The sequence below is a fragment of the Rhodanobacter ginsengisoli genome, from assembly GCF_042657065.1.
Classification (GTDB): Bacteria; Pseudomonadota; Gammaproteobacteria; order Xanthomonadales; family Rhodanobacteraceae; genus Rhodanobacter; species Rhodanobacter ginsengisoli.
Window position 1 is genome coordinate 313,853 of record NZ_JBHSNF010000002.1, and the last position, 14,064, is coordinate 327,916.

Genomic DNA, 14,064 nt, shown 5'->3' on the forward strand with positions numbered 1-14,064 from the left:
TCGACATCAGTGCCGCGGCCGGCGGTGCGTCGATCGTCTCGCTGTCGGGCAACGGCAACGTCAGCCTGGGCACGAACAACCTCACCCTGAGCAACGGCAGCAGCACCTTCGCCGGCACGATCAGCGGCAGTGGTGGGCTGGCACTCGGCGGCGGCACCGAGATCCTGTCCGGCGCCAACACCTACACCGGCGGCACCACGGTCAGCGCAGGCACGCTGCAGCTGGGCAACGGCGGCACGACGGGTTCGATCACAGGCGATGTCAGCGACAACGGCATCCTCGCCTTCGACCGCTCCGATGCCGTCACCTTCGGCAGCGTCATCAGTGGCAGCGGCAGCCTGACCAAGGCCGGCAGCGGCACGCTGGCCCTCACCGGCGCCAACAGCTACGCCGGCGGCACCACCCTCACCACGGGCATGCTGCAGCTGGGCAACGCCTCGGCCATCGGTACGGGCACGCTGGCCATGGCCGAATTCACTTCCATCGGCTTCACCAGCTCGTTCACCCTGGCCAATGACATCACCCTGTCCGGCGATCCCACGGTCGACGTGGGCAGCGGGCTCACCACCACGCTCAGCGGCGGCATCAGTGACGGTACCCAGCCCGGCGATCTGGTCAAGACCGGCAGCGGCACGCTGGTCCTGACCGGCGTCGACACCTATACCGGCAGCACCACGGTGGCCGCCGGCACGCTCGACGTCGCCGGCAGCCTGGCCAGCAGCGTCAGCGTCGACAGCGGCGCCACGTTGACCGGCACCGGCAGCACCGGCGGCATGACGGTCGGCAGTGGCAGCATCGTGACCCCGGGCGGCAGCGCCATCGGCACATTGACAGTGAACGGCAACGTACATTTCGCCTCGGACGCCAGCTATCACGTCGATGCGAGCGACAGCGGCAGCAGCGACCAGATCCACGCCACCGGCACGGCGACCCTGGGCGGCGGTTCAGTGGTCGCGCTGGCCGCGGGAAGCAACTGGGCAGCCTCGACCCGCTACACCATCGTGACCGGCGACGGCGGGGTCAGCGGCAACTTCGGCACCGCCAGTTCGAACTTCGCCTTCCTGACCCCGACCCTGAGTTACGACGCCAATCATGCGTACCTGATCCTGGCGCGCAATGCCGTCGCGTTCCCGTCGGTAGGCATCACCGCCAACCAGGTGCAGACCGCCGGCGCGGTCGAAGCGCTGGGTTCGTCGAACGCGGTGTACGACGCCGTACTGCCGCTGGCGGCCGGCCCGGCCCGGGCGGCTTTCAACCAACTCGCCGGCGACAGCCTGGCCAGCACGCGCACCGCGATCGTCGATGACAGCCACTACGTGCGCGATGCGATCAACAACCATCTGCGAGGCGTGCAGGGTGCCGGCGGGATTTCGAAGAACGATGACCAGGGCAGCGCCTGGGCCAGTACCTGGGGTCACGGTGGCAACCACGACAGCGACGGCAATGCCGCCGCCACGCACGGCAACGGCAGCGGCCTGCTGCTCGGTGCCGACCGCGACCTGGGTGCCTGGCGCGTGGGCGCGGTGGCCGGGCTCGGCCAGCTGTCCAACCGTACCGACGGCACCGCCGATGCCCACAGCACCTCCACCGTGGCGGGCCTCTACAGCGGCCTCGACCTGGGCGCCTGGCAGTTGCAGGGTGGCGTGGCGCACAGCGGGTACCGGACGGACAGCCACCGCACCATCGCGGTGGCGGGTCTCGCCGGCGTGGCCTCCGCCAGCTACCACAACGGTGTCACCCAGGCCTATGTGGATGGCGGTTACCGCATCCGGTTCGCGCAGGGCAGCCTCACGCCTTACCTCGACCTGGCCCGCGTCCGCCTGCATCAGGATGCGATCAACGAGAGCGGCAACCCGGCGGCACTGCACGTGCAGGCCAGCACCAGCAACGTGAACTACGGCACGGTGGGACTGCGCGGCGTGCATGACTCGACCTCGGGCACCCAGCTGTACGCCAACCTGGGCTTCCAGCATGCCTGGGGCGATCTGTCCGCAATCAACCGGCAGACGTTCGCCCAGGGCGGCATCGGCAGCTTCACCGTCGATGGCCTGCCGGTGGCGATGAACGCCGGCATCGTCGATCTGGGCATCCGCTTCAACGTGGCCAGCAACGTCACGGTCGATGCGGGCTACCACGGCCAGTTCGCCAGCGACGCCACGGATCAGGGCGCACGGATGGCGCTGAACATCCGCTTCTGAGTCCGCGCACCCATCCGGTATGGGCCGGGTGGGTGCGCATGGGGAGCCGTCCCGCCGTGCCGGGTTTGCGCCATCGCCACGGCCGGCGTATTCATGCCACTATCCAGTCGATGCCGGGGAAAATCGCCGTGACGAGGGCTGCCTCGAGGCGCCATACCCGGGCAGTCGATTCGAACACGACGACATGGCACCGTCCGCCCTTCCCCGCCGCGATCACAGCCAGCCTGACGATGTTCCGCCTGCCCCTGCTCGACCATGCTGCACCGGAGCGCTTTCCCGATCCGCGCAGCGCCCTGAAGGAACCGAACGGGCTGCTTGCCTTCGGCGGCGATCTGTCGACCGAACGCCTGCTGGCGGCCTACCGGCGCGGCATCTTTCCCTGGTACAGCGAGGGCGAACCGATCCTGTGGTGGTCGCCCGACCCGCGCTGCGTATTCCTCACCGACCAACTGAAACCGAACCGCAGCCTGCGTCGCCAACTGGCGGGCAAGAGCTGGCGGCTTACCGTCGACCATGCGTTCGACGCGGTCATCCGTGCCTGCGCCGCACCGCGCACGAACGAGACCGGCACCTGGCTGCTGCCGCCGATGATCGACTCCTACATCCAGCTGCACCAGCAAGGTCACGCGCACAGCGTGGAGGTGTGGGATGGCCCGCGGCTGGTGGGCGGCATCTACGGGCTGGCGATCGGCCGGCTGTTCTGTGGCGAGTCGATGTTCAGCGCCGAGAGCGGCGGTTCGAAGGTGGCCCTGGTCGCGCTCGGTCAGCTGCTGGACGAGCTGGGCTTTCCGTTGATCGACGCCCAGGTCAGCAACCCGCACACGCTCGGCCTGGGGGCGCTGGAAATACCGCGGGCGCAGTTCCTGGGCAAGCTCGAGGCGCTGACGAACCAGCCCGGTCGCGTGGGCAGCTGGGCCGATCTCACGACACGACTGCTGCCGCCGGGACATCTCGCGCAGCGGTCAGCGTGACCGCACGGCGCACGCCTCAGCCGGCGCGCGCCGCATAGGTGCGTGACACATAGTCGTCGAGAATGCCAACGAACTCGTTGGCGATATTGTCGCCGCGCAAGGTCATCGCCTTGACCCCGTCGATGAACACCGGCGCCGCCGGCGCCTCGCCGTTGCCGGGCAGCGAGATGCCGATGTTGGCGTGCTTGGATTCGCCCGGACCGTTGACGATGCAACCCATCACCGCCAGGGTGAGGTTTTCCACGCCGTCGTACTTGATCCGCCACAGCGGCATCTGTTCGCGCACGTGCGCCTGCACGGTCTGCGCCAGTTCCTGGAAGAACTCGCTGGTGGTGCGGCCGCAGCCGGGACAGGCGGTGACCAGCGGCGTGAACGAGCGCAGGCCCATGGTCTGCAGCAGCTCCTGCGCCACGATCACCTCGCCGGTGCGCGCGCCGCCCGGCTCGGGAGTCAACGAGATGCGGATGGTGTCGCCGATGCCTTCCTGCAGCAGCACCGCCAGCGCGGCGGCCGAGGCGGTAATGCCCTTCGAGCCCATGCCGGCCTCGGTCAGGCCCAGGTGCAAGGCGTAATCGCAGCGCGCCGCCAGGTCGCGGTACACCGCGATCAGCTCCTGCACTCCCGAGACCTTGCACGACAGGATGATGCGGTCGCGCGGCAGGCCGATCTCCTCGGCCTTCGCGGCGGAATCCAGCGCCGAGCGGATCAGCGCCTCGCGCGCCACGTGCGAGGCATCCCAGGGCTCGGCGCGGGTGTGGTTCTGGTCCATCAGCAGGGTGACCATGCTCTGGTCCAGCGAACCCCAGTTGGCCCCGATGCGCACCGGCTTGTCGTAGCGCAGCGCCATCTCGATGATCGCACCGAACTGGCTGTCCTTCTTCTTGCCGAAGCCCACGTTACCGGGGTTGATGCGGTACTTCGCCAGCGCCTCGGCGCAGGCCGGCTCCGCTTCCAGCAACTGGTGGCCGTTGTAGTGGAAGTCGCCGATGATCGGCACGTCGACACCCATCATCGCCAGCCGCTCGGCGATCCGCGGCACCGCGGCGGCGGCGGCCGGCGTATTGACCGTGATGCGCACCAGCTCGGAACCGGCGCGGGCCAGTTCGGCGATCTGCTTCGCGGTGCTGGCCGGATCCTCGGTGTCGGTATTGGTCATCGACTGCACCACGATCGGCGCACCGCCGCCGACCTTCACCTTGCCGATCTGCACGGCCACGCTGGATCGCCGTGGAAACGGCTCGGCCGGACGTGGTTTCTGGGTAGCAAGCTCGCTCATGGAATCAACCGGATGAAGGCAATGGGAACAGGTCGCGAGGGCTCGCGGCAACGCTGTCTAGGATACCCGATCGGGCCTTTCACCCCGCGATGAACGGGCGCAGACTGGGCCGAACTGACGAAATGCCGCAGCCACTTGATCGAAGTCAAGGCGAGCCTTCGGACGCCACATAATAATGCCGGGCTCTATCGGGGAATCTGCATGCCAAATACCGAGTACTACAACGACAAGGTCGTGCGCCAGTTTCTGCTGGCCGCTGCCGTGTGGGGCATCATCGGGATGTCGGTCGGCGTGTATGCCGCCGCCGAGCTGATGTGGCCGGTGCTGAACTTCGACATTCCCTGGCTGACCTTCAGCCGGATCCGTCCCGACCATACCTTCGGGGTGATCTTCGCCTTCGGCGGCTCGGCCCTGATGGGCACCTGCTACTACGTGGTGCAGCGCACCGGTCACGCCCGGCTGGCGCTGGGCCGGCTGGCCGGCTTCACGTTCTGGGGCTGGCAACTGATCTGCGTGATGGCGATGGTGACGATGCCGCTGGGCATGACCCAGAGCAAGGAATACGCCGAACCGGAATGGTTCGTCGACATCCTGATCGCGGTGGTCTGGGTGAGCTTCGGCGTGGTGTTCTTCGCCAGCCTCACGCGCCGCCGCATCAAGCACATCTACGTGGCGAACTGGTACTACGGTGCCTTCATCATCGCGGTCGGACTGCTGCACATCGTCAACAACCTCGCGCTGCCGGTGTCGATGACGAAGTCGTACCCGATCTATTCGGGCGTGGTCGATGCGATGGTGCAGTGGTGGTACGGCCACAACGCGGTGGCGTTCTTCCTCACCGCCGGCTTCCTCGGCATGATGTACTACTTCGTGCCGCGCCAGGCGCAGCAGCCGCTGTGGAGCTACCGCTTCTCGATCGTCAATTTCTGGGCGCTGATCTCGGTCTACATGTGGGCCGGCTCGCACCACCTGATGTACACCGCGCTGCCGGACTGGGTGCAGTCGGTCGGCATGGCGTTCTCGCTGGTGCTGCTGATGCCCAGCTGGGGTTCGGCGGCGAATGGCCTGCTCACCTTCAACGGCTCGTGGCACAGGCTGAAGACCGACCCCGCCGCGAAGTTCATGGTGATGTCGCTGGTGTTCTACGCCGCGGCCACCTTCGAAGGCTCGATGATGGCGATCAAGACGGTGAACTCGCTGTCGCACTACACCGACTGGACCATCGCCCACGTGCACTCGGGCTCGCTCGGCTGGGTCGCGATGATCACCATCGGCTCGCTCTACGCGATGGCGCCGCGCGCCCTCGGCCAGCCCGCGATGTATTCGCGCAAGGGCATGGAGTGGCACTTCTGGCTGCACATGATGGGCACCCTGCTGTACGTCGGCTCGATGTGGACGGCCGGCGTCACCGAGGGCCTGATGTGGCGCGCCACCCAGCCCGACGGTTCGCTTACCTATGCGTTCCTGGACAGCCTGATCGCGATCAAGCCGATGTACCTGATCCGCTGGACCGGCGGCCTGTTCATCGTCGCGGGCATGTGGGTGATGGCCTGGAACCTCTGGTACACCGCCGCCGATGCGCGGGCGCGGCTGATCAAGCCGATCCCGGTGCCGATTCCCGAGCCGGAGCCGCACCAGGTTCCCGCCCCGTTGCCGGCTATGGGCTGAGGATCACGCGATGGCACTGAAATACAAACACTTCGAAGTGATCGAGAAGCATGCCGGACTGCTCGCCATCGGCATCGCGATCATGGTCTCGCTCGGCGGCCTGGCGGAGATCACCCCGCTGTTCGTCGAGGCGCATTCGCTCAAGGCACCGCCCAACGTGCACCCGTACGACCCGCTGCGGCTGGCCGGCAGGGACGTCTACGTGCGCGAAGGCTGCTATCTGTGCCACTCGCAGATGATCCGCGCCCTGCGTTTCGAGACCCAGCGCTACGGCCATTTCTCGACGGCCGAGGAGTCGGTCTACGACCGCCCGTTCCAGTGGGGCTCCAAGCGCACCGGACCGGACCTCGCCCGGGTAGGCGGCAAGTACTCCGACCAGTGGCAACGCATGCACCTGATGAATCCGCGCCAGGTCGTGCCGCAGTCCAACATGCCCGGCTATCCGTGGCTGGCGCAGGCCCGGGTCGACGGCGCCGATATCCAGGCGCGCATGCGGGTACTGCGCAAGCTGGGCGATCCGTACAGCGATGCGGACATCGCCAGCGCGCCGACCGCGGTGGAAGGCAAGACCGAGCTGGACGCGCTGATTGCGTATCTGCAGGGCCTGGGCATCAAGAACGAGCCGACCCCGGTGGCCACCGCCGCGCCCCGTGCAGCCGACGACGGAGCAGCACCATGAGCCCGGTCTGGGGCCACGTGGCCGGCATTTTCATCCTGCTGATGATGTTCACCTTCATCGGCATCTGGATCTGGGCCTGGCGCAGCCGCCACCAGCGCGTGTTCCGGCGCATGGCGCAGCTGCCGATGGAAGACGAGCCCGGCAGCAGCACACGGGAGGATCGCTCATGAGTTCGGGATGGTCGTTGTGGGTCATGTTCCTGGTGGTGCTCAACCTGGGCATCACGTTTTTCCTGTACCTGTGGGGACCCCGGGTGAAGATCCCCACCCTCCCCGACGGCACCAGCGGCCATGTATGGGCGCACGGCACGCTGCGCGAAGGAATCCGTCCGCTGCCGCGCTGGTGGCTGGCCCTGTCCGGCGCGATGTTCATCGCCGGCGTCGCCTACCTGGCCCTGTTTCCGGGCTTCGGCGGCTTCAAGGGCCTGCTTGGCTGGACCTCGCACGGAAAACTCGCGCGGGACGTGGCGGCCAATGGCGTCAAGCTGGACGAGCTGATGAAGCGGTTCAGCCTGTATCCGGTGGAGCAGCTCGCCGGCGACCCGGAGGCGCAGCAGTTGGGTACCGTGCTGTTCCGCGACAACTGCGCCGCCTGTCACGGCCGCGAGGCGAAGGGCAACGTGCTGCTCGGTGCACCCGACCTCACCGACAACGACTGGCTCTACGGCGGTGACGGCAAGGCGATCACGACATCCATCCATGATGGCCGCGCGGGCGTGATGCCGCCCTGGTCCAGCCTCGGCGAGGACAACGTGAAGAATCTGGCGCAATACGTGCTGAGCCTGTCCGGCTCGCCGCACGACCAGGCCAGGGCTGCCGCGGCCAAGCCGTTGTTCGCCACCTGCGCGGCCTGTCACGGTGCCGAGGGCAAGGGCAACCAGGCGTTGGGCGCACCCAATCTCACCGACCACATCTGGCTGCATGGCGGCAGCGTGGCCGACATCGAGGAGACCATCCGCAACGGTCGCCAGGGCCATATGCCGGTGTGGAGCCCGCGACTGAGCGACGAACAGATCCACGTGGTTGCCGCCTATGTCTACCATCTGTCGCACCCGGACGATGCCGCTCGCCAGTAAGCCGGCCACCGCATCGAGCTGGTATCGCCAGCCGGTGCTGTGGCTGGGCGTGATCGTCTTCCTGGCCTCCATCGCCGGTTGCGTGTGGATCATCGTGATGAGCGTGCGCTACGCCGACACGCCGCTGAAGACCTCGCGCGCCGTCTTCGGCGTGCCGGTCAGCGCGCACAGCAGTCGCGCGCCCCCGGCGTCGCGCTCGACGCCATGAACGCGTACGCGGCCTGGCTTCACCCGCAACTCGCGGCGCAGGTGCTGCGCCGTCGTCGCGACGGCTGCAGCGAAATCGCGCTGCGCGTCGGCCCCCTGCAGGACGCCCGCCAGGTGCTGTGGCTGGAGCAGCGGATTCGCGGCCTGCCCGGCGTGCGACGGGTCGCGATCGACCATGCCGCGCAGCGCGTGCGGGTCGTGTGGGATGCGCGATGCACCCCGCTGCCGAACCTGCTGGAGAGCTTCGCCGCCGCCAACTGCCCGGCCCGGCCGTTGCGCCAGGACAGCATCGACGATGCCCGCGAAGGCGAGATGCACGACGCGCTGAAGCGCCTGCTGGTCGCCGGCATGTGCGCGATGCAGGTGATGGCCTACGCGCTCGTGATCTACATCGGCGCGGTCGATTTCGTCGACTTCAGCACGCGCAACCTGTTTCGCTGGCTCGGCCTGATCACCAGCCTGCCGCTGGTGTTCTACTCGGCGCGTCCGTTCTTCACCGATGCCGTGCACGAGCTGCGCGAGCACCGGCCCGGCATCAACCTGCCGGTGGCGCTGGCGGTGGCCCTGGTGTTCGTCGCCAGCACGCTGAACACGCTGCGCGGCAGCGGCGAGATCTATTTCGATTCGATCAGCATGTTCGTCTTCCTGCTGCTCGCTGCACGCTACCTGGAGCTGCGCTCGCGCCACCGCAGCGGCGCACTCGGCGAAGCGGCGATCGACGCCGCGCCCCTGCTGGCCCAGCGCCGACGCGCCGATGGCGAACTGGAGACCGTCGCCGCGATGGCCCTGCTGCCCGGCGACCTGGTGCATGTGGCCGAGGGCCGCACGGTACCGGCCGATGGCGTGCTGGAAAGTGGCAGCGTGCAGGTGGACGAGGCGCTGTTGTCGGGTGAATCGCGGCCGGTGATGCGCCAGCCGGGCGAGCGGCTGATCGCGGGCAGCCTGCTGTTGTCCGGACCCGCCGGGATGCGCGTCGAACGCAGCGGCGCGGCCACCACGCTGGCGCAGCTGGGCGCGATGGCCACCGGCGCACGCCAGGCCCGCACGCTGGCCAGCGACAGCGATCGCGAGATCAGCCGCTTCGTGGGGCGGGTACTGCTGTTGACCGCACTCACCGCCGCGGGCTGGCTGCTGGTCGATCCTTCCCGCGCGTTCGCCGCGGCGATCGCCGTGCTGGTGGTGGCCTGTCCCTGCGCGTTCGCACTGACTGGCCCGGCCACGCTGATCCGCGCGTTCGGCGTGCTGGCCGGCCGGGGCGTGCTGGTCACCGACGCCGCCGCGCTGGCCCGGCTGGCGCGGGTCGACCTGGCGATGTTCGACAAGACCGGCACGCTCGGCGTGCCGCAGCTGGATCGCCGCGCGATTGAACCGCTGCGCGGCGACAGCCCGGAACAGATGCTGCAGCTGGCCGCCGCGCTGGCGCATGAGAGTTCGCATCCGCTGGCACAGGCACTGGCCGACGCCGCCCGCCGAGACAGCCTGCCCGCGCGTGCGCAAGCGGTGCAGGTCAGCGCCGGTGCCGGGATCAGCGGCGAGGTGGACGGCCGCGCGCTGCGTCTGGGCCGCGCCGAATTCGCCCTGGCCGCCAGCGGCCAGCCGGTCCCGCTCACGGCCGCCGGTGCGCTGGTGCTGGCCGACGCCCGGGGGGCGCTCGCGGCCTTCCATCTGGACGAACAGCCGCGCGCCGATGCACGCCGCACGCTCGACGCCCTGCGCGCCGACGGCGTGGCGGCGACGATCGCCAGTGGCGATACGCCAGCACGGGTGGCGGCCCTGGCCGGCAGCCTCGGCGTCGACGACTGGCATGCGCGTCAATCGCCGGCCGACAAGCTCGCCCGGCTGCAGGCCGCCCGCGCCCGTGGCCATGTGGTGCTCGCCGTCGGCGACGGCAGCAATGACGCGCCGCTGCTGGCCGGCGCCGACGTCTCGGCGGTGCTGGCCAGCGGTACCGAGCTGGCCCAGTCGCATGCCGACCTGTTGCTGCTGGATGGACGTCTGGACGGCCTGGTCAGCGCCCGCGCCATCGCCCGGCAGGTGCAGCAGGTGATGCGCCAGAGTCGCCGCTGGGCGCTGCTCTACAACCTGTGCGCCGTGCCCTTCGCGGCGCTCGGTATCGTGCCGCCGTGGCTGGCCGCCATCGGCATGTCGCTGAGTTCGCTGGTCGTGGTGCTCAACGCGCTGCGCGTGCGCAGCGACGCGGCATCCGGTCGACCCGAAGCAGGCGGCCCGATCCCCGGCCGGCGCGAGGTCCGGGCATGAACATCCTGCTGGTGCTGATTCCGGTCACCCTGCTGGTGATCGCGATCGCGGTGGCGCTGTTCTTCTGGGCGGTCAATCACCAGCAGTTCGACGATCTCGACAGCCCGGGCGTGTTGCCGTTGATGGATGACCCGGCGCCCGAAGCCGAAGCGGCGACGGCCGAACCAACCGAACCGACCGATCAGGGTCCGACCGGCGGCTAGTCCTCGCGCGCCGGCCGGCGCAGCGCGGTCAGCAGCAAACGGCGCTGCACGCGATCGGCGATCTTTCGCGGCGAGGACAATCCCATCCGCGCCAGCGCCTCGTCCTCGCCCGCCACCATCTCGCCGGGCCGGCAGAGCGCGCGCAGCAACTGCCATTTGCCGCGCCAGTGGCTGGCGCAGGCCTTCAGCCAGTTCAACGCCGGCAGCAGGCGCTGCTCGACCTCGTCGAAATCGCTGCCGAACGGGAACGTGGGCAACAGGCCTTTCTGGCGGAACGGCAGCAGCGCCTCGCGCAGATGCTGTGGATGATGACGACGCCATGCCTCGGGTATCACGAAGTCCGCCGCCAGCTTGCCGTGTGCCTTCGCTTCCGCGCACAGGGCATCGAGGAAGCGGGCGTCGCAGATCGACAGCATCGCCTCGACACATTCGCCGTCGCTCTTGCCGCGCAGGTCGGCGACCCCGTATTCGGTGACGAAGATATCGCGCAGGTGACGCGGTATCGTGGTCTGCCCGTAGTTCCAGCGGATGTTGCTCTCGATGCCGCCGCGGCTGACCCGGGTGGCGCGCAGCAACAGCACCGAACGGCCGCCCGGCAGTTCATGCGCCATCGCCACGAAGTTGTACTGGCCACCGACGCCGCTGACCACGCGACCATCCTCCAGCGTGTCCGATACCGCGGCACCGAGCAGGGTCGCCATCATGCAGGTGTTGAAGAATCGCGCGCCACGCCGCTGCAGTATCGCCAGCGCCTGGTGGTCGCCGTACAGCTGGTTGACGTTGGAGACCGCGCACATGTCGATCGCATCCGGATCGGCGGCCTCGGTGGCATCGAGCCACTGGTACAGTTCGCGCGAACCCAGGAAGAACGCGCCGCGCAGATAGTGGCCGCCCGGCGTGGCCGGATTCAGCCGCCCCGCCACCGAGGCACGTTCCAGCGCCAGGCTGTCCCAGCTGCGCCGCTTCAGGATGCCGCCGCGCTGCAGGTGCATGAAGCCGTCCATGACCATCTCGCTGGCGCCATACAGGCCGGTCTGCAACGCCGTCATGCCGCCCACCCGCCCGGCCAGTGCATGCGTGCTGCCGGCCGGATCCAGCGCCACCAGCATGCAGCGCCACGCGGTGTTGTCGTGCTGGCGCAGCAGCAGCCCCTTGACCAGCGCATCGGACAACGCCCCGATGCCGATCTGCAGGCAGCCGCCATCCCGGACCAGGGTGCTGGCATGCAGGCCCAGCGCGTACTCGGCCAGGTCGATCGGCGGCCGCGGCAGCGCGAACAGCCGCGGCAGGCTGGGCGGGCGCAGCTCGACGTCGAAATAGCTTTCCGCCACCTCGGCATTGCCGCTCAGATAAGGCAGGTCCGGATGCACCACGGCCACGCACACCGGCCGGCGGCTGCCCGCGACCTGCACCTGACGCAGGAAATCCAGGGTCAGGTCCGGATTGCAGGACAGGCTGTAGCGCACGCCATCCGGCCCCTCGCGCCGGGCCACCAGTTGCACCAGCAGGTTGATCTCCTGCACCGCCAGGTCGCGGGCGACATGGGTGTAGTTCTGGCTGATGTAGCTGCGCTGGGCACTGCCCGAATGCAGCAGTGCGCCGGATTTCAGGTAGAACTCGTGCACCGCGACGTTCGGCGGCAGCGCATCCCGCGCCTGATCCAGCGCGTATTGCGGATCGACCTGGTCGGCACCGAAGTGACGCTGCAGGAACGGACCCAGGAAACGTCGTTCCAGTCCCGCTTTTGGCTGCGGCAGGGTCAGCGACAGCGCGGTATATAGCCGCATCGAGCGGGGCGGCGTGGCCGCCGTGAGCTGGTACAACGCATTGAGCAGGCCGTGCGGCTTGCCCAGGCCCAGCGGCGCGGCGATGCGCAGGTCCGGCCCCAGCTCATTGGCGAGGTACTGTGCACAGGCGTCGGTGTCGGTGAAACAGTGCGCGGTCGGCATGCGTCCGATCATGCCAGAACCCCGCCGATGACGGCGGATCCCCTGCTCATCGCCTACACTCGAAACATGTCCAGCCCACTCATTTCCTCCGCACCGAGCCGCCTGCTGGCGGAACAGGCGTTCAGCCGCGCCGCCGGGGCGCCCCTGCTCAACGGCAACGCGGTGGAACTGCTGATCGATGCCGCCGCCCACTACGCGGCATGGCTTGCGGCGATCCGCGGCGCGCAGCAGCGCGTGCTGCTGGAGAACTACATCATCCGCGATGACGAAGTGGGCCGCGCGTTCCGCGATGCGCTGGTGGAACGGGCACAGGCCGGGGTCTTCGTGGCGGTGATCGTCGACTGGGTCGGCTGTCTCGGCCAGTCGCGCGGACGCTTCTGGACCCCGCTGCGTGCGGCCGGCGGCGAAGTGCGGGTGTTCAACCCGCCGCAGCTGGGCCAGCCCTTCGGCTGGGTCAGCCGCGACCATCGCAAGCTGCTGGTGGTCGACGGCGTGCAGGGTTTCCTGTCCGGCGTATGCATCAGCGCGAAATGGCTGGGCAACCCCGCCCGTCATGTTCCGCCCTGGCGCGATACCGGCGTGGCCCTGCGGGGCCCGGTGGTGGCCGAACTGGAGACTGCGTTCGCGCAGAGCTGGGGCGAGACCGGCCCTGCCCTGCGCGGGTTCCTGCCGGCGGCGGACTCCGCCGCCGCGGCGGGCGACGTATCGCTGCGCTTGATCGCCACCCAGCCGGCCACCGCCGGCATGTACCGGCTCGATCAGCTGATCGCCTCGATGGCGCGCAAGACCCTGTGGCTCACCGATGCCTATTTCGTCGGCATCGCGCCATACGTGCAGGCGCTGGTGGCGGCGGCACGCGATGGCGTGGACGTGCGCCTGCTGGTGCCCGGCAGCAGCGATATTCCGGCGGTGGCGGGGATGTCGCGCTCGGGCTACCGGCCGCTGCTGAAGGCCGGCATCCGGGTGTTCGAGTGGAACGGCTCGATGCTGCACGCCAAGACCGCGGTGGCCGACGGGCAATGGGCCCGGGTCGGTTCGTCCAACCTCAATATCGCCAGCTGGCTGGGCAACCAGGAGCTCGACGTGGCGATCGAGGATGCCGGCTTTGCCGGCCAGCTCGCTGCCCAGTACGAGCGCGACCTCGCCAACGCCACCGAGATCGTGCTGGCGCCGCGCCGCCGCCCCGGCCGCAGCGAGCGCGTGCGAACCAGCGAAGCGCGGCCGCCGCGGGTGCGGCGTGGCGGCGGCAGTTCCGGGCGAGCCGCCGCCGGCGCCCTGCGTTTCGCCAACAGCATGGGTGCCGTGCTGAGCAATCGCCGCGTGCTGGGCCACGCTTCCAGCGGCCCGCTGTTCATCGCCACCGCGGTATTGCTCGCGCTGGCCGTGGTCGCCATCCTGTGGCCGGCCTGGATCGGCTGGCCGTTTGCCTTGCTGGCCGGCTGGCTCTCCCTCAACCTGGGCATCCGCGGCTGGCGGGTGCGCCGCCGGCACCTGCGCTCAGGCGACGCCGACGACACCTGAGCGCAGCCGGTGTCGCTTGAAGCTGTCTGTTCGCTTGATGTCTCAAGCGGATGTTTTC

12 protein-coding genes are annotated in these 14,064 nt (G+C 68.9%); 10 read left to right on the forward strand and 2 right to left on the reverse strand.

From position 1 onward, the window contains the following. Positions 1-2,198 (forward strand): autotransporter outer membrane beta-barrel domain-containing protein (locus tag ACFPPA_RS10605; protein ID WP_377319734.1); only part of this gene is annotated, 2,198 nt, incomplete at its 5' end. Positions 2,199-2,428: 230 nt separating this feature from the next. Further along, the gene (gene aat / locus ACFPPA_RS10610; RefSeq protein WP_377319735.1) at positions 2,429-3,169 is read left to right on the forward strand and encodes a leucyl/phenylalanyl-tRNA--protein transferase; all 741 of its coding nucleotides are present in this window, start codon (positions 2,429-2,431) and stop codon (positions 3,167-3,169) included. Between the two features lie 16 nt (positions 3,170-3,185). On the opposite strand, the gene ispG is transcribed toward aat, so the two are convergent. Continuing rightward, the gene (gene ispG / locus ACFPPA_RS10615) at positions 3,186-4,445 is read right to left on the reverse strand and encodes a flavodoxin-dependent (E)-4-hydroxy-3-methylbut-2-enyl-diphosphate synthase (RefSeq protein ID WP_377319736.1); all 1,260 of its coding nucleotides are present in this window, start codon (positions 4,443-4,445) and stop codon (positions 3,186-3,188) included. Between the two features lie 201 nt (positions 4,446-4,646). Between ispG and ccoN the strand changes: the two genes are divergently transcribed. The 7 genes from ccoN to ccoS are packed head-to-tail and all read left to right on the forward strand — an operon-like array spanning position 4,647 to position 10,536. Further along, a complete protein-coding gene (gene ccoN, locus ACFPPA_RS10620) occupies positions 4,647-6,113 on the forward strand; it encodes a cytochrome-c oxidase, cbb3-type subunit I (protein ID WP_377319737.1) in 1,467 nt (488 codons plus the stop codon). A gap of 16 nt (positions 6,114-6,129) precedes the next feature. Continuing rightward, positions 6,130-6,792 carry a cytochrome-c oxidase, cbb3-type subunit II gene (gene ccoO, locus ACFPPA_RS10625; RefSeq protein WP_377320683.1) on the forward strand — a complete coding sequence of 221 codons (663 nt, stop codon included), beginning with the start codon at positions 6,130-6,132 and terminating at the stop codon, positions 6,790-6,792. Next, entirely contained in the window at positions 6,789-6,962 is a 174-nt protein-coding gene (locus ACFPPA_RS10630; protein ID WP_377319738.1) for a cbb3-type cytochrome oxidase subunit 3, read from the forward strand. The genes ccoO and ACFPPA_RS10630 overlap by 4 nt, the downstream gene beginning before the upstream one ends. Beyond that, positions 6,959-7,867: a cytochrome-c oxidase, cbb3-type subunit III gene (ccoP, locus tag ACFPPA_RS10635; protein WP_377319739.1), complete on the forward strand. Its 909-nt coding sequence runs from the start codon at positions 6,959-6,961 to the stop codon at positions 7,865-7,867. Before ACFPPA_RS10630 ends, ccoP begins: the two co-directional genes overlap by 4 nt. Then, entirely contained in the window at positions 7,851-8,075 is a 225-nt protein-coding gene (locus ACFPPA_RS10640; protein ID WP_377319740.1) for a hypothetical protein, read from the forward strand. Before ccoP ends, ACFPPA_RS10640 begins: the two co-directional genes overlap by 17 nt. Then, complete coding sequence (locus ACFPPA_RS10645) at positions 8,072-10,333, forward strand: heavy metal translocating P-type ATPase (protein ID WP_377319741.1); 2,262 nt, start codon at positions 8,072-8,074, stop codon at positions 10,331-10,333. Before ACFPPA_RS10640 ends, ACFPPA_RS10645 begins: the two co-directional genes overlap by 4 nt. Then, a complete protein-coding gene (gene ccoS / locus ACFPPA_RS10650; protein WP_377319742.1) occupies positions 10,330-10,536 on the forward strand; it encodes a cbb3-type cytochrome oxidase assembly protein CcoS in 207 nt (68 codons plus the stop codon). The genes ACFPPA_RS10645 and ccoS overlap by 4 nt, the downstream gene beginning before the upstream one ends. Here the strand turns inward: ccoS and ACFPPA_RS10655 are convergent. Continuing rightward, entirely contained in the window at positions 10,533-12,497 is a 1,965-nt protein-coding gene (locus ACFPPA_RS10655; RefSeq protein WP_377319743.1) for an acetyl-CoA hydrolase/transferase C-terminal domain-containing protein, read from the reverse strand. The genes ccoS and ACFPPA_RS10655 overlap by 4 nt on opposite strands. 54 nt (positions 12,498-12,551) lie before the next feature. Between ACFPPA_RS10655 and ACFPPA_RS10660 the strand changes: the two genes are divergently transcribed. Continuing rightward, positions 12,552-14,006, forward strand: a complete 1,455-nt coding sequence (locus tag ACFPPA_RS10660; protein ID WP_377319744.1) for a phospholipase D-like domain-containing protein — start codon at positions 12,552-12,554, stop codon at positions 14,004-14,006. Positions 14,007-14,064: the final 58 nt, after the last annotated feature.